This window comes from Thermococcus sp. (assembly GCF_027066465.1).
Taxonomy (GTDB): domain Archaea; phylum Methanobacteriota_B; class Thermococci; order Thermococcales; family Thermococcaceae; genus Thermococcus.
Map to the genome: position 1 here is coordinate 1 of NZ_JAMONU010000155.1, position 22,344 is coordinate 22,344.

Consider the following 22,344-nt stretch of genomic DNA (forward strand, 5'->3'; position numbering starts at 1 on the left):
GGAAGAAGGTAATCCAGCTCGACGGGTGAAGGAAATGGTCCTCAACAGGTATCGAGAGAACGTTAAGGGCTACCTTGAGGCGATAGTTAAACCCCTCGCAAAGGCCGGACTGACGCCGAACGCGGTAACTGTGATAGGCCTCCTCATAAGCCTCCTCGCGGCCTACCTCTACTACCTCCGCGAGCCGAGGCTGGCCGCTCTAACGCTCCTCATAGGCTCGCTCGTCGATGCCCTCGACGGAACGCTGGCGAGGCTGACCGGAAAGACGAGTCGCTTTGGAGCCTTCCTCGACTCGACCTTCGACAGGATAAGCGACGGTGCGGTGCTCTTTGGAATAGCGCTTGGAAGCCTCGCCGATTGGCGCGTTGTCTTCCTGACGTTCATGGGGAGCTACCTCGTCAGCTACGAGCGTTGCAGGGCCGAGCTGGCCGGCTCAGGAAAGCTCGCGGTGGGCATTGCCGAAAGGGCCGAGAGGCTGATAATCCTGATGGTTTTCTCGTTCCTCGGAATCGAGTACGTCAAATACGGCGTCTACATCGTCGGAATACTCGCGTGGATAACCGTCGTCCAGAGGTTTTACGCCGCCTACCAGAGGCTGAAGTGAAGAAGAGGGGAATGACGAGAATTTCGCTACCCGAGGTTTCGATGAGGAACCCTGCCGTTACCGACCCCTCATTTTTCCATCAGGCCCTTCACGATTTCAACGACGTCGCCGAGTTTCGAAACGACGAAGTCGCAGTTGCCCCAAAGTTCTCTCTTCTCGCCCTTCGGGTCGAGGAGGACGCTGAGCATTCCAACGGTCTTGGCCCCAACGCAGTCCTTCCTTGGATTGTCGCCGACGTAGAGGGCCTCCTCCGGCTTTACACCCGCCTTTTCAAGGGCCAGCTGGAAGGGCCTCGGGTGGGGCTTGAAGTAGCCGGCTTCCTCGCTGGTGGTTATCGAATCGAAGAGGTCGTAGATTCCGAGTGCTTTTAGGTGGCTCTCGATGTAGTCGTTGTCCGAGTCGGTTATGATTCCCACGTGGAGGCCGAGCGACTTGAGGGCCTTAATAGTCTCGACGGCATCCGGGAAGAGTTCACCGTATTTGGCGTGCATCTCGAGGCTGATTTCCCAGAATTCCTCGGGAACCGGGAAGCCGTATTTTTCAGCGACGCGCCTTAAAGCTTCCGTATCGACCTCACGGATTTTCCTCGCTTCCTTGCCTGCCAGTTCGCTGAAGAGCTTCGAGCTCTCCTCCTCGTAGGCCCTCCAGACTTCCTCGGCGTCAAGGTCGGCGTTCGCCCTCCTGAGGACCTCGCGGATTATGTTGAGGTGCGTCACGTTTTCTCCCTCTTTGGTTATGAGCGTCCCGACGAAGTCGAAGAATACCGCCCTCATTCCCACCACCGGTTTAGGTTCTCGGCCGGCGTTAAAACGCTTCCCGCCGGGGAGACGAATCTCTGCCGAAAATCTTTCGACAACTTGGAGTTATGACAGAAAAAGTTGAGAAAGGCTTTTATCCAGGGACGAGTTCCTATGGCCGGGGTGAGGAAAATCGAGGCGATACTCCTCGTCTGGGGTGTCAGGGACGAGGTTCTGGAGCAGATACCCGTGGAGGGCTTCTGGCTCTACGGGGAGTACGACTTCATAGCCAAGGTGGACTTCGCGAGCGAGAGGGAGATGGAGGAGTTTGAAAAGGCCCTGAGGAAGCTAATCAACGGAAACACCTTCAAGCTCATGCCCGTGAGACTCTCGGCGGTTAAGAGGGAAGCCAACGGGAAAGAGACGATAGCGCTCCTCGAGAGCGTTAAAGCTTCGGCCCCATGATTCCCCTCTTCTTCAGCTCCTCGTAGGCCCTTCTCAGCGCGTCCCTTATAAGGTAGCGCTTGTTCAGGCCGCCGAGCCTGTAGGCGGCTTTCCTAAGGCTTCCGGTTTTGAGGAAAAGCTCTATTAACTTTCTGTCCTCCTCTGGAAGGTCGAGGTATTTCAGGGCCTTCTCGGCTATCTCGACCGGCAGGTTGCCCTCGTAGGCGTAGTCCGAGCTCATAACCGGTTTGTCAAACTTCTCCACGAGGCGGAAGACTATAACGTGGGCCTTGGAGTCGTCGTTTACGTACTTGTAGTGCTCCTTCAAAGCCCTAATCAGCTCCTCCCTGCTGGGAAAGCCGTCTAAGAAAGCATCCTCGTCGGTAAGCTCCCTCACAGTTTTGCTCTCCACCCTCTCGATTACAGCCTTTCCGAGGGCGTAGCCGCCGGCGTGGATTAGAACCGTGTCGCCTTCCCTGAGGTTCGGCTTCCTGCCCAGCCTGACGGTCGCCCTCTTCTTCCCCTTCAGTATCGCGTCGGCGTACTTCCCATCGAACTCGAGGTGCTTCATCGCCCCTCACCGATGAGCTTGAACTTTATGGCTATGACACCGTAGCGGTTCTCCTTCCACTTGGGGTAGAGGTTGTGGAACCTCTTAACGGCTCTCTCGAAGCTCGGCTCGTCGGGAAAGATTCTCTTTATCGGCTCCTGCCGGAGAACCTGCCGGAAGGTCTCGTAGCGCTTGACCTCGGTAACAACGGCCGGAATCGAGTCGTTGAAGATGAGCTTGTCCCCGGGCTGAATCTTCCTGAGCTGAGGGTAGGCAACGCGAACCTCTATCCTCTTCTCCCCGGACTTTATGAAGTCGAGGTATTCATCGCGAACGAACAGACGGTAAACCCTCATCTTCGCCCCCGGAAAAAGTTTCGGGGAAACTTTTAAATCCTTTGGAGAAGAAACCCTTACAGGTGTGAACGATGATGAGGCGAGGTCAGACGGCGATAGAGTACCTGTTCATGCTCATGGCCGTGCTATTCCTTGTCCTGATAGCCTTCAGAACGATAAGCAACTCCATGCAGAGCTTGAACACAGCGGTCAACAACTACGTTGACACAGTAAGGAAACAGCTCCTCGAGAACGTGTGAGGTGAAATCATGGAAACCGTCCCCCTTCTCGTGGGGTTAGCTATGGGTTTGGTGACCTCTTACACCGATTTGAAAACCGGTTTTATATTCGACAACCACGTTTCCCTGACCCTCGTTCTTTTGGGGAAAATCCTCGGCTGGGAGGAGGAAGAGGAGGAGCTTTCACTCCCCAGGTGGGTCGAGAAGATACCAATCCCGGCCGTCGAGATTGGGGTGATATACTACGCATACAGGGGACTCAGCGAGGGGAGCGCCTTAACTGCCCTCTCAGGGATTATAGGCCTGCTCGTTGGACTGCTCCTCGGTCTCATGCTGTTCTACATAGGGGCCTGGGCGAGCGGCGACGCGCTAATCCTCGCCGGCTTCTCAGCTTTGCTACCGTATCCGCCGGACACGGCAAAGGTCGTTGCTCCCTACTACACCCACTATCCCCTCTATCCCGTTGCGATATTCCTCAACGGTCTCATAGCGGTTTTTCCTTTCATATTCATATACTCCATAGCCCTCATTCTTCTGAGAAAGAGGTTCTCGGAGCTTAGGGCTATCTTCGTCTCGGGAACGAGGCTGACTGCGGAGCTGACACTCTGGATTATAGCGGCCGTTGGAATCAGGGTCATCCTCGAGCTGAAGGCAGGACTTACGGTAAGCTCCGTCCTGTGGTGGATAGCCACGATAGCTCTCGTGGCGCTCTTCGGCAAGTTCAGAAAGCTGGGAGACGTTGCGGGCATTGTCCTCCTCGCTTATCTGCTCTACCTTCAGCCGGCCGAGACCGCGATAGCGGTTCTGAAGCTGTTCACGTTCCTCTACGCCTTCAAGGTGTTCCTGGCACTCGTCAAGTTCATAAGGCGGGAAGTTCTTGTGGAGGAGGTGCCGGTTGAGGAGCTGAGGGAGTGGGATATACTGGGAGAAACCATCTTCGAGAAGGACGGAGAAATCGGGCGCGACAGAACCGACCCCTTTGAGAGGTTCAAAGCGGCGCTCCTCAGCGGAGACCTCTCAACATTAAAGCCGGATTACGGGAGGATTATCGCGTCACCAACGGCGGAGGGACTCACGAAGAAGCAGATTGAAGAGCTCAAACGGCTCGTTGAGGAGGGGAAGCTGAAGAACCACTTTCTCAGGAAGAAGGCGATGCCCTTCGCCCCGGCCATTTTCCTCGGCTTCCTGATAAGCTACTTCATCGGCGACCTGTTCTGGCTCCTCGAGCTCAAGCTGATGGGCCTTTAAAGTTTTAAGGCCTTCCTCCAATTTTCCACCGGCCCGGCGCCCGCCCTCCCTGGGGAATCGTGAACCGGGGGTTCCGGTCGGGCCGACAGGGGGATGACGAGCTTTTGCTTTGCCGAGCGGTGAGGAGCACGCCCTTCACCGACCCCCTATCAGTCCCTCGACTATCTCCCTGACTTCCCTCAGGCTCTCGACGACGTGGTCCCCTTCGACTCCCTCGTGCGGGTTTATCGCTATCGCCACGTCTGCCTCGCGGAACATGCTGAGGTCGTTGAAGCCATCTCCAACGGCCACCGTCAGCTCTGGCTTAAGCTCCTCCTTGAGCCTTCTGAGTATCGCGCCCTTTCCCTCGAAGTCAACCCTCGGAATGACGCCGGCAACTTTTCCGTCCTCAAAGATTAGCTCGTTGGCAAAAACGTAGTCCACCTTAAGCTCCCTCGCGACCCTTCCAGCTAAACACATCAGCCCGCTCGAGAGGAGGGCTATTTTGAAGCCGTTCTCGCGCAGGAAGTCCATCAGCTCAAAGGCGTAGTCGTTGTATTCAACCGAGTCCGCCCACTCGAGGATTTCCTCCTTTTTCCTGCCGAGCCAGAGTGAAGCGTCTAACTCGGCCCACTTCGCGTAGTCTATCTTTCCGGCGAAGAAAAGCTCCGCGTATTCCTTTCCCTTCTCCCACGTGCCGAATTTCTTGTGAAGCTCGACCCAGCTTGAGCGCGCCTTTACGAGGGTCCCCTCAACGTCGAACGCGATAAGCCTCATTCAATCACCGGGTTATAAAGAGGGGTTGAACTTAAAAGCCTACTCCCTCCAACCGTATTCCCCGATTAGGGGCACGAAGACAACGCCCCCGTGGTTCCTCACCTTAATCGAGCCGTCTTCGAGCTTGATAACCTCAAGCAAATCCTGCCAGAGGTGGTAGCTTCCGACGGGGATTATGAGCTTCCCTCCGGGCTTGAGCTGTTCGATTAAAGGCTTCGGTATGTCCGGCGCTCCAGCGGTTACGATAATCCTGTCGTAGGGAGCCTTCGGCGGGAAGCCGAGCGTCCCGTCGCCGGGAATCACGTGGACGTTTTTTACGCCGGCGCGCTCCAGATTTCGCCTCGCGAACTCGACCAGCTCGGGAATCCTTTCGATGGTGTAGACATCGGTTTTAACCAGTTCGGAGATTAAAGCCGCGTTCCACCCGCTTCCCGTTCCTATTTCGAGGACGTTCATGCCCGGTTTGAGTTCGGCCAGCTCGAGCATTATCGCGACCATGTGGGGAGCGCTTACCGTCTGCCCGGCTGGAATCGGCAGCGGCTCGTCGAGGTGGGCGTACTTCCGGTACTTCTCCTCCACGAAGAGGTATCGGGGATACTTTAGAAAGGCCCGTTTAACAGCTTCGCTCCTTATGATTCCCTGCCTCACGAGGTTCTCAACCGTTCTCCTCCAAAGCTCGTCGAGGTTCATCTCAAACCCCAAGTGAAGGTTTGGGATAGGTAAATAAAAGGGTCACGACGACCTGGCCTCGAACCAGGCCAGTGCAACTATTATCAAAACACCAAGCACCAGTCCAATTCCGAGCCAGAGGGCCTTCGTCTTGAAGGGAACGTAGGGAACGCTTGTAGTCGTCGTTGAAGTCACGGTTCTGTAAGAGGTGTGCGTTTCGGTGAAGGACTTGGTAACGGTGAGCGTCGAGTTTATCCTCTCCGTTACTGTTGACACCGTCGACGTAAACGTTGGTGAAGGCTCCCGCTCCTGAGTGGGTGGGACGACTTCGACGGCGACCTTCGTCTCGTTAACGACCCCGGGTATAGATGACACCCTCACATCGAACACCTTTTCCCCGGAGGTGTACGGAACGACCGTCAGGGTAACGGTGGACGTTTCGTTCGGCTCTATCGAGAGGGGAACAACTACGGTGCTCCCGCTTGCAAAGACCCTTCCGTTTATGGCTACGGCAACGCCGCTGGGAACGCCGATTGTCAGGTTTAGGGGGAACAGGCCGGAGCTGAGGCTCCTGACGGCGACGGTCAGGTTGAAAGGTCTGTACAAACTAACGTTGCCGGGAGCGTAGGCCGAGAGGGAATACGCGAGGGACGTCGGCCTCACATGGGAGACCACTTCACCGGAGGAGAACTTTAGCAGGGTGTAGCCGCCGCAGGCAAGCTCGTAGGGGGCGGCCGCTATGACCCTAACCTCACCCAGGGTAACGTTGCCCGATTCAAGGGGCATAAGCTCAACCTTAAACTCAGCCTCCCCACCCGGTTCAAGCCTTTTGATGAAGAAAGTTCTGCTGGAGAGCACCCTAACGCTCTTGGAAGGCTCAAAAACAACGGTCACGTTCGAGAGCGCAACGTTACCGTCGTTGAGGACCCTTACGGTTCCATCGACAACCCTGTATTGCGTGGCGTTCGTAATGCGGAGGAACACCTTGACGTTCGCGAGCTTGCCGATGCTCGGAACGGCACTCTGGTTTATGAAAGCGGCGAAGCGAACCGTTCCGTTGGGATAGAGGGAGAGAGGAATCACCGTAATGCCCCCGTGGTAGAAGCTCGAGCTGACGTTTGAAACAACGATGTTGCCCGAAGCAACTGGAACCTGACAGGGGTTGAGGAGGGATACGTGAACACTGCTTCCCAGGTGGTAGTCATACCTAAAAATGTAGGGTCCGAGGGGAGTTGTCTGGTTGGGGGACAGTTCAAAGACCCTGTCCGGCACTATCGAGGCGTTGAAGCTGACGCCGAGGAAGTGAACGAGAACCTTGGTGTAGTTGAGACCGACCAGCTCCTCAACTTTAACGTCAAATGGACCAACCCGCGTCTCGTTGCCAACGGGTATTCCGATTGTCTCGTTTTCAAACCTGAAGAACACCCTTTCGATGAAGCCCGAACTCGCGTTCTCGACGCTGGCGGAAGTGAACGTTATTGTATAGCCGGCAAAGGACACGCTCCCGTTTAGTTTGAGGTAGCCGTCGTAGACGGTCCCGTAACCGCTCATGTTGAAGACGAGGTTGTGGAACTTAAAGGAGGAGGTAAACGTTCTGCTCTCGTTTCCGTAGGAGACCTCAACTTCAACGCCCTTCTCGCCAACCGAGAGGACCGTCAGCCTGTAGGGACCGAGCGTCAGATTGTCTCCGGGAAATACGTAGGGAAGGGAGGAAACAATGTACACGAGGGTCTTCTCGCCGGTGAACGCCCGCAGGTACGTGAGGTTAAGCCATGATTCCTCAGCAAGTCCCCCAAGGTTGACGACCTCCATCGAACCGTTAACGTCGAGCAGTAGGGAACCGTTCGCGATTGAGATGTCCTCAAAGGTTACCGTTGAGTTGTTCAGACCCAGCTCGGAGGGAACGTAGAGGTAACCCGAGAACGCTGATGCCCCGACGAGAGGCAGTGTCATAAGGAAGAGCAACAGGACTGCCTTAGTCCTCATCAGACCACCCCCAGGAGGTACGCTACAAGCTCCGTCGTGCCCCCTCCCCCAAGGTTCATCATCTTCGCCATGAGGCTCTGTCCAAGGTACATTCCGGCCGCGAATATCCAGACGAGGATAACAAAGTACCTCGACGCCCCAAGCATGTGTCCGCCGTCGGCGAGCTTTATCACCATGCTCGCGAGGAGCGAGTGGAGGACCATCAGCACGAGCATTATGTACACGAGGAACGCCATTCCGGAGGGGGGTATGACGTGAATTAGGTTCCCGATGTAACTGTTGGCAAGGTTCAGATTCATCTGTGAAAACATCTGACTTATTGACGCCGCGACCTGGAACGATGCGGCAAGGGAGAAGGCGAAGGCCCCAGTTAGACCGTATATGATGCCTATGAAGCTCGCTATGCTCTGCTGTCTCTTCCTCCTGAGGCGGACGAGCCTCTCAAAGTTCCTACTGATGATTAGCCCAACGTAATCCGGCTCTGCACCCATCCTGAGGCTCTCCCGGAATATCTCGGAGAAAATCCCAATCAGCCAGCTCCCCGTTCCGGCTATGAAGAAGTCCCAGGCCCTGTCCCTGTCAACGCGAATTGACAGCCTCCTGTAGAGGGCCTTGATGTCATCCGTCAGCGACCCGAAGTCGTGGGCACTGAGGTACTTCAGAACCAGCACGAGCGATGCTCCGCTTGCCGCCAGAGACGAGCTGAGGCTCCTTATGAACGCTGGAAAGTTCTCGTCCTTTCTGAATATGGAGTGCTCCTCCCTGTCAACGACCTTTCCTAGGTAGTAGAGGGGGGTAAGGATTATCGCAACCACGAAGGGCTCGGGAATGGAGAAGCGCGGTCTTATCACCAGGTAGTAAACGAGACCCGTTATCGCAGCCCCGAGGAACGAGTATATGGCGGCCCTCTTTATACGCTCCCTGCGTGGGTCTTTTATCCCCCTGCTGTCGGCCCATATTGGGTCCTCAGGCATTCTGAACTTCACGACGAGGAGTATGCCTATCTCCGCTGCGAGGGTCATGGCAACGGCGTAGAGGCCCATCTTGCCCAGGTCCATCCCCGTGATTATCGGGCCTATTATGACGAACGACGCAATGAAGACGACAGAGATTATGATTGACTCGTAAATCTCTTTGAAGATGTCGAGGTCGTAGAGGGCGCCCTCATAGAAGGTCTGGTAGTCGTCCATTACGGTCTGCTGTTCCTGGAAGAGGTACTCCTTCAGGTCAACACCGCTGTCGAGGGAATAGGCGAGTCTGTCGAGGAAGTCCGCGAACATCTGACTCGGAGTCCTCCTCGCGAGGAAGCGGAACGCCTCGGGCATCGAAAGGTGAAGCTTGTTGACTATCGTGTGAACCTTCTTCAGCTCGCTCGCGATTGCACCGAGCTTCGGGTCCTTGGCGAGGATTCTTATCAGGTCGCTTCTCCCCATTTCGCTCGTTGAGAGAACCGCAAAGTAGGTTATGAAGTAGGGCATCTTTGAGTTTATTGAAATCTTCTTTGCATCCGCCACTATGTAGGGGTATATGGCGGCGTAAATCATTAGGACGAGCGGAACCATGAACATGAGGGCCCTTAAACCCGTTGAGAGCGCGAAGATTCTCGACACAACACCGGTAATAACGAAGAGGACGGCGGATATTCCAAGGTAGGGCAGCAGTATCTTCTTGATGTAGGTTTCCATGTTGAGGTCGGCCTTCGTGAAGATGCTGATTTTCTCGTCGGCCATTGCCACCACCTCAGATTCTGAAGCTCAGGCCCTCAAGCCCCCTGAGGTAGAAGGCCTTGATTTCCTTGTAGACATCCCAGTAGTTCGTTATCCCCAGCTCGACCATTCTCTGAAGGATTCTCGCGCGGAGAAACAGCTCGTTGTAGATGTCCTTGGGGTCTTCGTAACCGGCAATCTCGGCTATCTTCCTCTCGAGGATGTAGGAGTTGTTGAAACCTCTGAAGATGTGCTTGTCCGCAACGGGGTCCCATTCAAAGACGTTCCTTGTTGCGACTCCACCAAGCTCCTCGTAATAACCTTCAATCTCAACGACGCTCACAGTTCTCCTCAGGAACTTGCCCCTAACGTAGACGGCCTGCTGGAACACGGCTATGTTGAGGTTGTCTATGAACGTTATCGGGACGTTTATCGGATGACCAGTGAAACGCTGTATCATCTTCTTGATGTCGCCGGCGTGGAAGGTGCTCATAACCGGGTGGCCCGTCTGCATCGCCTGGAACGCTATAGCTCCCTCGGCACCACGAATCTCACCGACGATGATGTAGTTCGGCCTCGAACGCAGGGCCGCTTTCAGGAGGTCGAAGAGCGTTACCCTGCTCTCCTCCGGACCGCGCTCGCGCGTGATGAGCCTCTGCCAGACCCTGTGGGGCACCTGAACCTCGGGCGTATCCTCTGCGGTGAATATCTTCGAACCCGGCTTGATGAAGGGAATAATTGAGTTGAGGAGGGTGGTTTTACCGGAAGCCGTCTCACCGCAGACGAAGACGCTCATACCGTATTCAAGGGCTATCCAGAGGTAGGCGGCAACCTCGGCGCTGAGGGTTCCCCACGCTATCAGCTGGGTGATGCTTATCGGCGTCGCCGAGAACTTACGGATTGTCGCGCTCGGACCCTTGATGGAGATATCCGGTGAGTAGATTATGTTTATACGGGAGCCGTCGGGAAGGGCGCCGTCAACTATCGGGTTCCTGTCGCTGACTGGCCTTCCAATGCGCTCCGATATGTTCTTGAAGTAGTCAGCGAGCTTGACGTCGTCGCCGAAGGTTATGTTGGTCGGCATCATCTCGAATATCTTGTGGACGAGGGATATGTTGTTCGCTCCAATGATGTGGATATCCTCGATGTACGGGTCCCTGGCGAGGGGTTCGAGGGGTCCTATACCTATGATGTCCCTCTTGATTAGGTAGCGGAACTTCTCCATCTCGTCCTTCGTTACTGTGAACTTCTTCCCCTTGCCAAATCCCTTCTTCCCCGATTTTACGAGGCTCAGAACTGCTTCATCAAAAAGGGCATCGAGAAACCTTTCAAACTCCTCCTGCTCCTCAGGTATGTCCCGTGTAGGGGCCATTTCAAGTATCTTGTCTCGAATCATGTTGTACTTCTCTTCTTCCTCCTTGCTCTCTATCCTCGGCTCTATGACTATGTACTGTTTCTCGGCCGTCGATGGGTCAGCGTAGATGTGGATGAAAATCGGGTCTCCAACTGGATACAGGATGTTCGGGTACATGATGTCCTTCATGTCCCTGCTCAGCTGGGCGTGGAACTCGGGCATTTTACCATACTTGCGTCTAAACTGGTCGATGTACTTGCGAAGGTGGGGATTCCTAGCCATCGCCTCCTCAAGCGTATCGCTGATAATCCTCTGCGCCATATCACACCACCGCCGCTATCTCTACTATCAGCCCCACCTTCGGCTCAACGCGGAAGGGTATAATCTTCTGAAAGACGCCCTTGGCATTGTTGTACTTCACTATCGTCGCCGAGTTCTTCAGGTCGCCGCCGAAGACCTTAACGTTGAGTCTAATCAGCATCGTGGCCGCCTCTTCGAGGACGAAGAGCGAATCCCTGTCTATCTCCTCCGTGTTCGCCGTGAGGATAATCACCTTGTCAAGGGAGGCCATCTTCTTGACGTACATGAGGAAGTCCCTAACGGCACTCGGGTCCTGCTCCCTTGAGAGGAGAGAGGAAAATGAATCGATAATCATGACGTTGGGCTCCCAGAGACGAGGTTCGCCGAAGAGCCTGCTTAAGAACTTCCTCTTCTCGCTCACTCCGCTCAGAAGGGGATAAAGGGAGACGAATATGAGTTTTTTTCTGATTAAAAAAGGGATTATACCGTAGCCGAGGGATTCCATCTGCTTTATGTACTCAACGGTGGTGTACTGACTCGATATGTAGCTGGCCGTGTAGCCGTTCATGAGAAATCCGTAGAGAAGCCTCTGGACGAAAATAGATTTCCCACTACCCCTGTCCCCCTCAATGAGCATTATTGTGCCGGCGGGAATTCCCCCGCCGAGGCGCCTGTGCAGTTCGTCGCCTTTAAGCTCCATCTTGAGCAGTTCCTCGACCAATGTGACCACCACCGGGCCTTTATTCAATCAGGGAGCCTTGAACACGAATGTTCTCTTTTCGCCGTTCTCCAGCACAATTGTCAGTGTATAGTAGTTCCCTGACTTCAGGGCCTTGCCAAGGGTAACGTTTATCGCCCCAACCTCGTAGGGCTGGAGGGCGTTTATCTGGGCCTTGTTCAAGGGGTTGAGGAACGTAAGGTTGCTCGGGGGAATCATGACACCGTTTAGGAGGACCTGAACCGAATCTCCGTTGAAGGGAATCGTCGTTTTTCCAATGTTCTTCACGTAAAACGTGTAGTTCACGGGGGCGGCGGAGAGGTTTGAATGGGGAATGTTGTTTGGGTCGTTTATTATGGCGAAGTCCGTGCGGAGGTTCGTTGCAAGCATTGCACCCCTCGCGTTTATGCCGTTGGCTATGTCCGTCGTCACGTAGGCAAGCGCTCCTGCAACGCTCCCCGCGACGAGGATTGCCACGATGAACATTATCAGCTCACTCGCTGGTCCGCCTGCTCCCATCAGCTCACCCCCACTGGGCAACCCCTACTTACGTTGGCGACTACGCCTTTTGTTGCTGAGCTGTAGTACCACGTCAGCCTGACCCAACAGCCGTTGCCGAACACCACGGTTAGGTTGTGCACCTCCGAGTTCAGGGGGATGCGGGTAACGTTAATCAGCACGGAGCTTCCCGGGAGGACATAGGTGTAATCCCTGAGGAAACCAACGTTATCGTCGCTAACGTTATAGAGGGTAACGTAGGAACCGTCGTAAACTGCACTCCAATGGGGCGCATAGAGGGTAACCCCGTTGTTCCGGATTGCAAAGGTCACGTTGTAGTACGTCGTCGTGTTGCTGAACCTGCTCAGCCCAGCGTTCAGGGAAAATAACGTGTTCAGTTGAGAGAGTCTGAGGGCGTACCAATCTTCGCGGGCGGCCTGAACGTTGGCGTAGGAGTTGCTCCAGGCGGTGTATATTGTCCCCGCTGCTATCAAAAAGGAAATGAAGATTATCGCTGCACTTGCTGAAACACTGAACCCCATAGGCCGCCCTCCCCCGTCTTTTTTCAGATTCCGTAGAACTCATCGAGGGTCTTTTCCAGCATCTTGATTTCGCGCTCAAGCTTGTCGAGGACGTTTCTGTTTATCTTAAGACCCCTAAGCCTCTCGATGAAGAGCAGGCTTATGAGGTGGTCCTGAACGGTGAGCTTCTCTGCCGGCTTCCACTCCGGGTCCCTGTGGTGCGGCCTGGTGCCCTTTGCGTAGCGGAGCAGCTGGTTGAGGACCTCCTCGCTTATCCAGCCAATCTCGTAGTAGAACTCAAGGACTCTCTCCAAGTTCTGTATGCCGACCCTGTCTATCAGGAAACCAAGCCACTTGAGAGCTATCATGGTTGAAACTATGTCGTCGGGGAGCTTTTCGAGTCTGGCCTTCCTCGGCTCTTCCTCGAAGAGCAGGTTGGCTATGTCCTCGGGAATCTGAAGCTTTTCAGCCATACCAACACCACCCTTCTCCTCTTTCTCCTTTTCAACAACGGAGGGAGCTTCCTCAACAGAAACTCCACTAACCTCCTCAACTTCCTTGGGGAGGGCTTCCTCAACGGTCTCAACTTTCTCCTCTTCCTCGGGGATTTCCTCAATAACCTCCTCGACTTTCTCCTCAAGGGCTTCAACTTCCTCCGGTTTCTGCTCTTCGGGAACCTCCGGAACTTCTTTGACTTCCTCCTCGGGTTTTTCTTCAGTTACTTCCTCAACTTCTTCCTTCTCTGCCTCCTCTTGGGCCTCGATAACAGCCTTTTCTGCACTTTCAAGTTCCTCCTTTGAAACCTCCTCGCCGGCCTCGAGCTTTGCCTGGAGTTCTTCGAGCTTTTCTTTGGCCTCTTCAAGCTTCTCGGTTGCGCTCTTCTTCTCGACCTTTTCAGCAAGCTCTTCCACCCTGCGGTGAAGCTCTTCAAGCTTCTTCGATATTTCTTCCCCCTCCTCAGGGGATTCCTCCTCGAGAATCTCTTCCAGCTTCCCAATCTTCTTGTGAACCTCTTCGACCTTCTTGGAAACCGCCTCGGCTTTCTTCTCGTGGACGTCGAACTTCGCCGTCTCAAGGGTCTCAACGAGTCTGCTGAGCTGCATGCTAAGCTCGGTGAGTCTCTGTCCGAGTTCGTCAACACGCTTGCTCAGCTGCTCGTATTTCGTGACCTGATTCCCATAGGTTTCGAGCACCTTCTGGATTATCTTCTCAAGTTGCTCATATGTTAGGTTCTCCTTCCTCGCTATCAGCTTCTCCCTGAGGTCGTTGATGACAACTGAGGGAACCTTGCCCTTAAGTTCAGCCAGCTTTGCGTTGATGTCGGCCTCTGTGACGAGTCGCGTCATTTCCATACGTCACACCTCCGCGAGCACCTCGTAGATTATCGAGTCGAGGTCGACCCCGTAGCCGGCGAGCACCTTGATGTCGTTCTTTATCTGGGCAATCTCCAGCTTGAGGTCTTCAAGTTCCTTCCTAAGCTCCTGTATCTCGCTTGTCAGCGGGTTTTCCTGGCTCATTTGCTCTTTGAACGGGTTTATCTCCTGGCTTATGACTTCGTAAAGGAGCATGACGTCCTTTATCGTCTTGTCAAGCCTGTCTATGTCGTCCCGGAGTTCCTGAATCTGCTTCTTCAGTGTGTCAATGCTAATTTTTATCCTCGGTATGTCGTTCTCAATTTCGTTCAGGCGCTCGAGTATCTGGGTTATTTGCTCGTTTTCTTCCCTGTTCTCAACGCGTTCCTCCAGCTCCTCGACCTCAACTTCCTCTGCGGGGGGAGCTGCCTCCTCCTGGACTTTCTTTTTGAACAAAGATGAAAGGAACGCAAGGGCCATCGCCATCCCCTCACTGGAGCTGTATTAGGTTGCTGGTGTAAGTGCTCGGAGTTGTAAAGTCAATAACTCCACCGGCTCCCATCTCGGGAATAACCTTACCGGTGACCTTTGTAGCGGGCGGGAACCCATAGCCGTCGGTGTAGTTGTCGTCGTTGTCGAAGGGTATCGTCCATATGGCCAAGGCCGCTATGTCCCCCCAGTTCAAGGTTGGGTGTCTCCAGCTTCCGCTCAAGCTACCATCAGAGTCGCTGACGACAATTATTCCAAAGAGCATCTTCCCATGCGTCGTGGCGTAGTAGAGGTTCTTCCAGAGGTTTTCAATGGTGTTGTTTGTCCCGGTTAGCGCAACGTATCCGGTCGGAGCGGGGGTTATTACACCGCTCGCGTTCTCGCCGACGTTGGCGAAAACGTTGCTGACGTCACCTGCGTAGAGGAAGTAGTTCTCCGTGACGTTGTCCTTCTCCGGATTGACGTACCTGTAGACTGCCATCACCTTGCCGTTGCTGAGCACAACCTTCACGTGGGCGAGGTCTATACCGCCGCTGCCGGCGTTTGGACTGACGTATATGACCATCCTCGTAATCTTGCCGGTTCCCGGAGGTTCGGCTGGAGTGTAGCCGTAGACGTTGAGCACCTGTATTCCGCTCGCCACTTCCTGGGTTGTCTCCCTGCCGGTGGCCATCGCCTTCTGCTGGAGGTAGCCGCTCGTGCTGATGAGCACACCTGCGGCTACTGCAGCCACTAGGACCATGGCGATGAACACTATGAGCGTGCCAATGCCAATGGCACCGCGCCTCATCTTTCATCACCTCACTGGAGTAGCATCACGTTGTAGCTGAACGTCGCGGGTGTCGTGAAGTCTATCACTCCCGCCGCTCCCCTCTCGGGTATGACCTTGCCCATTATCTTAGTGCTTGGCCCAATGCCCTTGATGTCCCCGTACTGGAACATCGTTGTCCAGATGAGCAGAGCCACTGTGTCCCCGAATTCAAGTGTCGGGTGTATCGGCTGCATCTGGCTTCCGATGTCGTTTATGACGGCAATTGCAAACTGAGGTCTGTTTGTGATGTTCTTCCAGATACTGAGGTTGAACAGGTCCTCAGTGCTCTCAGCCCTTGCGAATGCCTCAGAGTAGTTGTAGACCACGAGCCTCTGACCATCTGTAAGGACAATCTTCACGTTGCTGAGGTCTATTCCCGTGCTCCCCGCGTTGGGCGTTATGAATATCGCCATTCTCTGTATAGCTCCACTGCTGGGAGGTGTGGCGTTGGTGTAGCCGTAGATGTTTATGACTTTCAGACCACTCGCCACTTCTTGAGTTGCCTGTCTCCCCGCTGCCTGTGCTTTTTGCTGGAGGTACCCAGCAGTTCCTATGATGACTCCCGCAGCCACTGCAGCCACTAGGACCATGGCGATGAACACTATGAGCGTGCCAATGCCAATGGCACCGCGCCTCACTCTACCACCCCCTGAAAATTGTCAAAGAACGAAATGTAAAGTGAAGAAGCGCTGAAGTCACTGGAGGGATATGACGTTGCTGGTGTAGGTGCTCGGTGTAGTGAAGTCGATGACGCCCGGAGCACCGAACTCGGGAACGACCTTACCGGTGATGTGGGTCCTGACCGGTATTCCGCCGAAGAGCTTGGCGGCGTTTATTCCCAATATGACGATGTCACCCTTGTTGAGGGTCGGGTGGTCGTTGGTAACGCTGTGGTCGTAGTCCTGAACAACGATGATGCCAAAGTAGTCCTTACCGAGGAGGTTCCAGATGTAGCCCGGCCAGTTAATGTTGTTCTTGTTGGTTATTGTTATTGTGTTGGTGGTCGTGTTAACGGTTCCAGTGACGAACTGGGTCTGGGCAGCGACTCCAAGACCATCGAGGAAGACGTCGTCAACTGGGCCCTGGACGTACCTGAAGTACTGGGGCTCAACGTATATCCACTCGGTGGCGTTTCCTGCTGTGTTGAGCTTGAACTTGAGAACGCCAATCTTCTGAAGGGCACTAATGTTTATGTAACCGGCGGCCAAGTTGTTGAGGTTGTCCAAGGTAACCAGATACCTGACTATGCCAAGGGTTGAAGCAAGCTGGGAGGCATTGGCGTAGTAGTTACCGCTGCTGTCCTTCACGACCTTCACGGGCGCCGTCAGGTTAACGCCGGTCTTGGGGTAGCTGAGCATCGCCTGTATGTTGTCGTTTCCTATGATTACCTTGGTGTTGGTCAGGTCAATTCCCCCGCTTCCGGCGTTGGGTGTAACGTAAACCGCGAGAAGGTCTATGCGGTTCTTGTCCGGGGTATAACCACTGACCTGCATGACGTTGATTCCGCTCGCAACCTGCTCGGTGCTCTGCCTGCCGGTGCTTGATGCTTTCTGCTGGAGGTAGCCGCTGGTGTTGATGAGCACTGCCGCGGCCACCGCAGCCACTAGAACCATTGCTATAAACACAATCAACGTCCCAATTCCGACGGCACCCCTCTTCTTTACGAGCCTCACGCTCTCACCCCCAAATAAAGTTTGAAAGGAAGGGCATCACTGGAGGTTGACAATGGCGGTGGTGTAGGTGCTCGGTGTAACGAAGTCGATGACGCCCGGAGCACCGAACTCGGGAACGACCTTACCGGTGATGTGGGTCCTGACCGGTATCGGAGCGCCGAAGAGCTTGGCGGCGTTGACGGTCAGTATGACGATGTCACCCTGGTTCATGGTCGGAGACTTGGCCTTAACGCTACCGTCGTAGTCCTGGACGACGATGATACCAAACTCAGTTCCGGTTGCGGGCCAAGCTGAGCCAGCGTCAAAGATGTTTCCGCTCACGCTGTTGTTGTAGAGAGCCGAGTTGTACTTGAGTATGCCCTGAACCTCGCCGTTGCTGAGGATTATCTTGGTGTTGTTGAGGTCGATTCCGTTGCTTCCCGCGTTGGGTGTAACGTAGATGGCGAGCTTGGTTATGCCGGTACCGTTGTAGTAGCCGGTAACCTGCATAACCTGTATTCCGCTGGCAACCTGCTCGGTGCTCTCCCTTCCGGTGCTTGATGCTTTCTGCTGGAGGTAGCCGCTGGTGTTGATGAGCACTGCCGCGGCCACCGCAGCCACTAGAACCATTGCTATAAACACAATCAGGGTGCCGATACCAACGGCACCTCTCTTAGTCCTTGCCTTCATCTGCCGTGCACCCCCGTAGGGTTCTTGCACTCCCTGTTACGATAGAGTAATATAAAGCACTTTTTTGTTCTTAGTAGTGTAGATGGTTATGTAGGTATATATGCATGTACATCAAACGCACAGACAGAACCAGCTATTAGAACCACAAGAAGGGGATAACGTCAAACTTTCTCAACGAGAAGCAAACTTCTGCCGAGCCTCTTCATTGAAACGTCAAGCTCACTCGCCTTAAGAACACTCTCAACTTCTTCCATCGAGGGGAATCCTCTAAAGTCCTTGTTGAGGGACTCAAAAAACTCCAGGGCCGCTATGTTTGGGAAGGTATCCCTGAAAGGTTCGAGTATAACGAGCTTTCCTCCCTCTTTGAGAGTCTCAACGGCCTTAACGAGCACCTTCCCCCTATCCGATATGTATTCAAGAACAAAGCTCATGAGAACCACGTCATATTCGTTTATTGGCCGCATCAGTCGCGCGTCTATCTCCTTCAGAGTAACTGGCAGGTTCTTCTCCTCAACTCGCATTCTTGCTATGTCGAGCATGGATGGAGAGTAATCTATTCCCATGTAGAAACCGTTGTACCCAACGAGGCTCCCAAAGTATTCGGGGGAGACCGAGCCGCAACCAATATCGAATACTTCCATGCCTGAGGATATTCCAGAAACTTCTGCCATGACTTTACGGTATGTTCTTGAGAAACTGCTGTTCATCCTGATGTCCCAGAAGTCCGCGTCTTTATCGAAGTCCATGAGTATCCTTGGATGAACCGGTGTTATAAAGGCGTAATCAACCATTCTGTATATCTCCTCGTGAACGGAAACCCAGTCTGGAATCAGGTTCCTGTAGGCCTCTCCCGAGACGGAGAGTGTATACGAAAAATCGTTCAGCCTTAGACGGCCTCTGTCAATGGAGACCATGCCGAGTTGCTGAAGTGTTGAGAGGAACTTAACGAGAAGCGCTCTGTTCGGGAGACCTGTGTTGTCCAAGAACTCCTGGAGAGACGGCTCTCTTGCCAGCATGGAAAAGACTCCATGTTTTGTACCAAGGGAGATAATCTGAAGAACGGCCATGTGGGTCATGTACTCTATGTTTGCATCGACAACTTCCACGCTCATCAACTCACCTCAAAGAAACCTCCTGTAATAGCGGTAGTATTCCTTCAGGTACTCAACAACTTTCTTGCCGTACTCCGTCAGTCTGTAATACTTGAATCCGTTGGTCGCTATCTCTTCTACGAGGCCGAGGTAGACCAGGGAGCTTTCCCCGTTGTACCTGTTTCCAAGGCCAACCAGTGCCCCCCTGACGTTTGAGGGGTCCGAACCGACGACCCTTGCAATCTCGGAGAGATATGTGGCCGATGGGTATATCTCGTTGAGGTACATCAGTATCTTCTTTCTAAGTTCGCTACGGTGCAGGGAGCGGAGTATCTGGGGGTCAATTACCACCGAGTTCATGGCTGCACCACCCCGGGCTGTTCCCTGATTGTAGCCCCTGACTGTACACGGCTGGGGGTATCCTTTTTCCATATGCTTTGAATAATATATAACATTTTCGTATGAATATTGTCCCTTAAACAACAGAAACATCACAACTTTGAAGATTAACCATTGCATAGACGATTGTCATGAAGGGTTGAGCCAAGCTTCAGTACATTGGATAAAATCTAACAAATCGAGGTTCAGAAAATATTTAAAGTTGTTCCGAAACTATAAGTTTCGTTGGAACGGGTGAAGGAACATGTGGGAATTAATCCCAGCGATTGCAGTAGTTGCAGTGATTCTCGCGCTCTACGTTCACGACGTTTCAAAAAAGTTAATTGACAGGTACTTTGAAATCAAGAACAGACTTCTGGAACTCGAAGGCCAGATAACTTCCATCAAAATTTCCGATGAAAGCCCTTCCGGAGACATCGAAAATGTTCTCCGGCGTATAAACGACTTCAAAGGGAGACTTAAAAGTATAGAGGACGAGATTAGCGAGATAAAAAGGGACAGGAAAATTCTCGGCAAGAAGCTTGAATCCCTTGAAGAGTCCCTCAGGAAACAGTCGGAAAGGGTTGAGAACCTCGAACGGGAGGTTTTCACTGAAAGGGACAAACTGAAAAAAGAACTCAAACGGGAGCTACTGTATGAGCTTGAGGAGGAAATAGAGCGTCTTGAGGAGGCCATTGAAAAGAGGAAGAACGAAGAAGTCGAGGAATTTCTCGAGGTTATAAAGGCCGCAATCACACTCCAGCCGGAAAAGCTCAAGAATGGCCTTGAAGAGGCCAAGAGAGGACTCCTCTCGCTGAGGGATATAGCCAAAGTATACGTCCTGACCGGAAAAGGACAGGAGGAGTTCCAAGAACTCAAGAAAAACCTCGTGGAGCTACTGAAGAACCTGCGCAAACTTGCGGTCGTTTCTTTACCCGAAGAATGGGTCTACTCCAGATTTAACGATATCATTGTGGCCGTTAAGAGACTGGACATCCCAATCAAAAAAGATGGGCGGGAGCTTCCTCCGGAGAGAAGCTTCATAGAAATTCACAGAACAATCTTTGAAATATCGGGTGAGCTTGACGAACTTGCGGAGAAACTGGGAGAGCCGGTTCCCGTAACGCCGATAGAGAAGGAGTTCTACGAAAAGCTACGCCGCCAGTTTGAGGAGCTGAGGAAACTCGAGGAGCAGGTTCAGAAACTCATGCTGAAGCTGAACGTTTCCCCGGATGAAAAGAGGGAGAAGGACATGGAAAGCATCCTAAGGGAGCTTGACATACTTTAAAGCTCGTCACCGAGTAGTTTATCAAGGTCTATCATTATGAGAAGCCTTTCACCGCCGTTAATCTTTGCTATGCCCTTTATGTAACGAACGTCCACCCTGCTCGCAAGGGTCTTGGGGGGCTGTTCAATCTGGTCCTCCGTGAGTGTTAGAACGTCAGAAACGTCGTCAACGATGATGCCGACTATCTCGTCCCGAACCTCGGCTATTATTATTTTCTTCCTCGAGAGGTCTTCGTCCCCATAGTAGCCGAGCAGTTTCTTGAGGTTGATGACGGTCGTAATCTGGCCCCTGAGGTTTATAACACCCTCGATAAAATCCGGTGCGTTCGGGACCCTGGTAATGGGCATCATTTCCTTTATCTCCCTAACCTTTGAGATATCGAGGCAAAACTCCTCGTTTCCAACTTTGAACGCTACCACCTGAATTTCCCCCAAGGCACCACACCCCCAACGAGCGTTGGTTTCTGTGGCTCCGATGCTCCCCCGAACCAAAGCCGACCGAAGCACCGCTCGCTCCACTTGGTTAGGACGCTTGCTCCGCTGGGACACTCGAAGTCTTTGCACATATGCTTTGACACAATGTAATAAAAAACTTTTAATGACATACACATGCACCTACACAATCACCTGCACTAAAGGCTTTTTTGTCGGACTTTCATAGAATTCTGAGAGAATACTTCCCCCGTTGCTGGAGGAGAAAGCCGAACGGGGAGGAACTTCCCATGCTAACCTACAGAGACCCAGGATATCAGAAAATCAAGGAAGAGCTTTTCAGACACCTTGAGGTTAGCGGGGACGCTTACAAGGACACGTACCTGCTGAGGCGCATTCGAGCGAGGATGAGAAAGCTCGGAGTGAACAGCTTCATTGAGTACTACCGGATTCTCAAGGGAAACAGAAAAGAACTTGAAGAATTGCTCTTCACGATAGCGATAAACGTTACGGAGTTCTTTAGGGACCCGATAGTCTGGAAGACGTTTCAGAGGAGGGTCATTCCGGAGATTGTGGGAGTTAAGAGGAGAAAATACTCCCGGCTCATCAGAATTTGGAGTGCGGCCTGTTCAACCGGACAGGAGCCGTACTCAATAGCAATGACGCTCTACGAAGCCCTTGGGGAAAACCTGAGCGGCTTCAGAGTTCAGATACTCGCAAGCGACATAGACAGGGAAGCCCTGAGCATAGCCATGAAAGGGGAGTATCCAGCGGACGCCGTTGAAAAGCAGGTGCCGAGGTACATGATTGCGAAGTACTTCGTGAAGGTAAGCGAAGACAGGTACAGGGTTTCACCAAAGGTTAGAAAGCTGGTAAGGTTCCAGTACTTCAACCTTCTCAGCCCACGGTATCCCCGGGGGTTCGACGTTATTTTCATCCGGAACGTTCTGATATACATGAAGAGGGATGCCCAAACCGAGATATTCAAGAGGCTGTACGATTCCCTCGAGGACCACGGTTTTCTTGTTCTCGGAAAAACCGAGACAATTCTCGGTGAAGCCGCGAAGCTGTTCAAACTCTACGATTTGGTCGCGAGGATTTATCGCAAGAACCCGGGGGTGATGGGACGTGGCAAGAATATTGGTGGTGGATGACGCGGCCTTCATGAGAATGTTGCTGAAGAAGATACTCGTCCAGGGCGGCCATCAGGTCGTTGGTGAAGCAAGCAACGGAAGGGAGGCCGTTGAGAAATACAAGGAGCTTAGACCAGACCTCGTGACTATGGACATCGTGATGCCAGAAATGGACGGAATAACGGCGGTCAAGGAAATCAAAAAGATTGACCCCAACGCGAAGATAGTCATGATTACCGCCGTCGGCCAAGAGGCCAAGGTCATGGAGGCACTCAAAGCGGGAGCCTCGGGTTACATCGTAAAGCCGTTTCAGGCTCAGAAGGTTCTTGAAGAGATAAACAGGGTCCTTTCAAGCTAAGGTGAG

At 53.3% G+C, this 22,344-nt stretch carries 27 protein-coding genes and 1 pseudogene; 7 read left to right on the forward strand and 21 right to left on the reverse strand.

The genetic code is table 11. The features are described 5' to 3' along the window. Positions 1–34 precede the first annotated feature (34 nt). The gene (gene pgsA, locus MVK46_RS07395) at positions 35–604 is read left to right on the forward strand and encodes an archaetidylinositol phosphate synthase (protein ID WP_297536029.1); all 570 of its coding nucleotides are present in this window, start codon (positions 35–37) and stop codon (positions 602–604) included. A gap of 68 nt (positions 605–672) precedes the next feature. On the opposite strand, the gene MVK46_RS07400 is transcribed toward pgsA, so the two are convergent. Continuing rightward, positions 673–1,377 (reverse strand): TIGR02253 family HAD-type hydrolase, encoded by a 705-nt coding sequence (locus tag MVK46_RS07400; RefSeq protein ID WP_297536030.1) that lies wholly within the window; start codon positions 1,375–1,377, stop codon positions 673–675. Between the two features lie 138 nt (positions 1,378–1,515). Here MVK46_RS07400 and MVK46_RS07405 point away from each other — a divergent pair, with 138 nt between their 5' ends. Next, positions 1,516–1,806, forward strand: a complete 291-nt coding sequence (locus MVK46_RS07405) for a hypothetical protein (protein WP_297535993.1) — start codon at positions 1,516–1,518, stop codon at positions 1,804–1,806. Here MVK46_RS07405 and MVK46_RS07410 read toward each other — a convergent pair. Next, positions 1,787–2,356, reverse strand: a complete 570-nt coding sequence (locus tag MVK46_RS07410) for an ASCH domain-containing protein (RefSeq protein ID WP_297535995.1) — start codon at positions 2,354–2,356, stop codon at positions 1,787–1,789. The genes MVK46_RS07405 and MVK46_RS07410 overlap by 20 nt on opposite strands. Continuing rightward, entirely contained in the window at positions 2,353–2,691 is a 339-nt protein-coding gene (locus MVK46_RS07415) for an ASCH domain-containing protein (protein WP_297535997.1), read from the reverse strand. The genes MVK46_RS07410 and MVK46_RS07415 overlap by 4 nt, the downstream gene beginning before the upstream one ends. A gap of 71 nt (positions 2,692–2,762) precedes the next feature. Between MVK46_RS07415 and MVK46_RS07420 the strand changes: the two genes are divergently transcribed. Together MVK46_RS07420 and MVK46_RS07425 are read left to right on the forward strand one after the other, a co-directional pair. Next, complete coding sequence (locus MVK46_RS07420; RefSeq protein ID WP_367182642.1) at positions 2,763–2,930, forward strand: class III signal peptide-containing protein; 168 nt, start codon at positions 2,763–2,765, stop codon at positions 2,928–2,930. A 9-nt stretch (positions 2,931–2,939) separates the two neighbouring features. Further along, on the forward strand, positions 2,940–4,157 hold the full coding sequence (locus MVK46_RS07425) for an A24 family peptidase C-terminal domain-containing protein (RefSeq protein WP_297535998.1): 1,218 nt from the start codon (positions 2,940–2,942) through the stop codon (positions 4,155–4,157). 135 nt (positions 4,158–4,292) lie between these two features. Here MVK46_RS07425 and MVK46_RS07430 read toward each other — a convergent pair whose 3' ends face one another. From MVK46_RS07430 to MVK46_RS07510, 17 genes and pseudogenes are all read right to left on the reverse strand, one after another. Beyond that, the gene (locus tag MVK46_RS07430) at positions 4,293–4,913 is read right to left on the reverse strand and encodes an HAD-IB family phosphatase (RefSeq protein WP_297536000.1); all 621 of its coding nucleotides are present in this window, start codon (positions 4,911–4,913) and stop codon (positions 4,293–4,295) included. Positions 4,914–4,952: 39 nt separating this feature from the next. Then, complete coding sequence (locus tag MVK46_RS07435; RefSeq protein ID WP_297536001.1) at positions 4,953–5,603, reverse strand: protein-L-isoaspartate(D-aspartate) O-methyltransferase; 651 nt, start codon at positions 5,601–5,603, stop codon at positions 4,953–4,955. A 42-nt stretch (positions 5,604–5,645) separates the two neighbouring features. Then, positions 5,646–7,568, reverse strand: coding sequence for a hypothetical protein (locus MVK46_RS07440; protein WP_297536003.1), 1,923 nt, complete (start codon positions 7,566–7,568; stop codon positions 5,646–5,648). Beyond that, positions 7,568–9,298 (reverse strand): archaellar assembly protein FlaJ, encoded by a 1,731-nt coding sequence (gene flaJ, locus MVK46_RS07445; protein WP_297536032.1) that lies wholly within the window; start codon positions 9,296–9,298, stop codon positions 7,568–7,570. Before flaJ ends, MVK46_RS07440 begins: the two co-directional genes overlap by 1 nt. Before the next feature lie 10 nt (positions 9,299–9,308). Continuing rightward, entirely contained in the window at positions 9,309–10,949 is a 1,641-nt protein-coding gene (locus MVK46_RS07450) for a type II/IV secretion system ATPase subunit (protein WP_297536004.1), read from the reverse strand. A 1-nt stretch (position 10,950) separates the two neighbouring features. Then, entirely contained in the window at positions 10,951–11,649 is a 699-nt protein-coding gene (locus MVK46_RS07455) for an ATPase domain-containing protein (protein ID WP_297536034.1), read from the reverse strand. Positions 11,650–11,676: 27 nt separating this feature from the next. After that, a complete protein-coding gene (locus MVK46_RS07460; protein WP_297536005.1) occupies positions 11,677–12,165 on the reverse strand; it encodes a flagellar protein G in 489 nt (162 codons plus the stop codon). After that, a complete protein-coding gene (locus MVK46_RS07465) occupies positions 12,165–12,686 on the reverse strand; it encodes a flagella (RefSeq protein WP_297536007.1) in 522 nt (173 codons plus the stop codon). The genes MVK46_RS07460 and MVK46_RS07465 overlap by 1 nt, the downstream gene beginning before the upstream one ends. Before the next feature lie 23 nt (positions 12,687–12,709). Further along, positions 12,710–14,017, reverse strand: a complete 1,308-nt coding sequence (locus MVK46_RS07470) for a FlaD/FlaE family flagellar protein (RefSeq protein WP_297536008.1) — start codon at positions 14,015–14,017, stop codon at positions 12,710–12,712. Between the two features lie 3 nt (positions 14,018–14,020). Beyond that, a complete protein-coding gene (locus tag MVK46_RS07475) occupies positions 14,021–14,497 on the reverse strand; it encodes a flagella accessory protein C (protein ID WP_297536036.1) in 477 nt (158 codons plus the stop codon). Between the two features lie 10 nt (positions 14,498–14,507). Next, a complete protein-coding gene (locus MVK46_RS07480; RefSeq protein ID WP_297536010.1) occupies positions 14,508–15,296 on the reverse strand; it encodes a flagellin in 789 nt (262 codons plus the stop codon). 11 nt (positions 15,297–15,307) lie between these two features. Continuing rightward, entirely contained in the window at positions 15,308–15,955 is a 648-nt protein-coding gene (locus MVK46_RS07485) for a flagellin (protein ID WP_297536011.1), read from the reverse strand. Between the two features lie 57 nt (positions 15,956–16,012). Continuing rightward, on the reverse strand, positions 16,013–16,543 hold the full coding sequence (locus MVK46_RS10565) for a hypothetical protein (RefSeq protein ID WP_367182643.1): 531 nt from the start codon (positions 16,541–16,543) through the stop codon (positions 16,013–16,015). A gap of 33 nt (positions 16,544–16,576) precedes the next feature. Next, positions 16,577–16,990: pseudogene (locus tag MVK46_RS07495) on the reverse strand (archaellin/type IV pilin N-terminal domain-containing protein); the annotation flags it as partial. A 36-nt stretch (positions 16,991–17,026) separates the two neighbouring features. Continuing rightward, the gene (locus MVK46_RS07500) at positions 17,027–17,659 is read right to left on the reverse strand and encodes a flagellin (RefSeq protein WP_297536013.1); all 633 of its coding nucleotides are present in this window, start codon (positions 17,657–17,659) and stop codon (positions 17,027–17,029) included. A gap of 161 nt (positions 17,660–17,820) precedes the next feature. Continuing rightward, positions 17,821–18,771, reverse strand: coding sequence for a methyltransferase domain-containing protein (locus MVK46_RS07505; protein WP_297536014.1), 951 nt, complete (start codon positions 18,769–18,771; stop codon positions 17,821–17,823). 9 nt (positions 18,772–18,780) lie between these two features. Further along, on the reverse strand, positions 18,781–19,110 hold the full coding sequence (locus tag MVK46_RS07510; RefSeq protein WP_297536015.1) for an archaellum operon transcriptional activator EarA family protein: 330 nt from the start codon (positions 19,108–19,110) through the stop codon (positions 18,781–18,783). 283 nt (positions 19,111–19,393) lie between these two features. Here MVK46_RS07510 and MVK46_RS07515 point away from each other — a divergent pair, with 283 nt between their 5' ends. Next, positions 19,394–20,416 (forward strand): hypothetical protein, encoded by a 1,023-nt coding sequence (locus tag MVK46_RS07515; RefSeq protein WP_297536017.1) that lies wholly within the window; start codon positions 19,394–19,396, stop codon positions 20,414–20,416. Here MVK46_RS07515 and MVK46_RS07520 read toward each other — a convergent pair. Continuing rightward, positions 20,413–20,850 carry a chemotaxis protein CheW gene (locus MVK46_RS07520; RefSeq protein WP_297536019.1) on the reverse strand — a complete coding sequence of 146 codons (438 nt, stop codon included), beginning with the start codon at positions 20,848–20,850 and terminating at the stop codon, positions 20,413–20,415. The genes MVK46_RS07515 and MVK46_RS07520 overlap by 4 nt on opposite strands. Positions 20,851–21,137: 287 nt before the next feature. Between MVK46_RS07520 and MVK46_RS07525 the strand changes: the two genes are divergently transcribed. Both MVK46_RS07525 and MVK46_RS07530 read left to right on the forward strand, forming a co-directional pair. Continuing rightward, positions 21,138–22,001, forward strand: a complete 864-nt coding sequence (locus MVK46_RS07525; protein ID WP_297536020.1) for a protein-glutamate O-methyltransferase CheR — start codon at positions 21,138–21,140, stop codon at positions 21,999–22,001. Beyond that, positions 21,976–22,338, forward strand: coding sequence for a response regulator (locus MVK46_RS07530; RefSeq protein ID WP_297536021.1), 363 nt, complete (start codon positions 21,976–21,978; stop codon positions 22,336–22,338). Before MVK46_RS07525 ends, MVK46_RS07530 begins: the two co-directional genes overlap by 26 nt. The last annotated feature ends 6 nt before the right edge of the window (positions 22,339–22,344 follow it).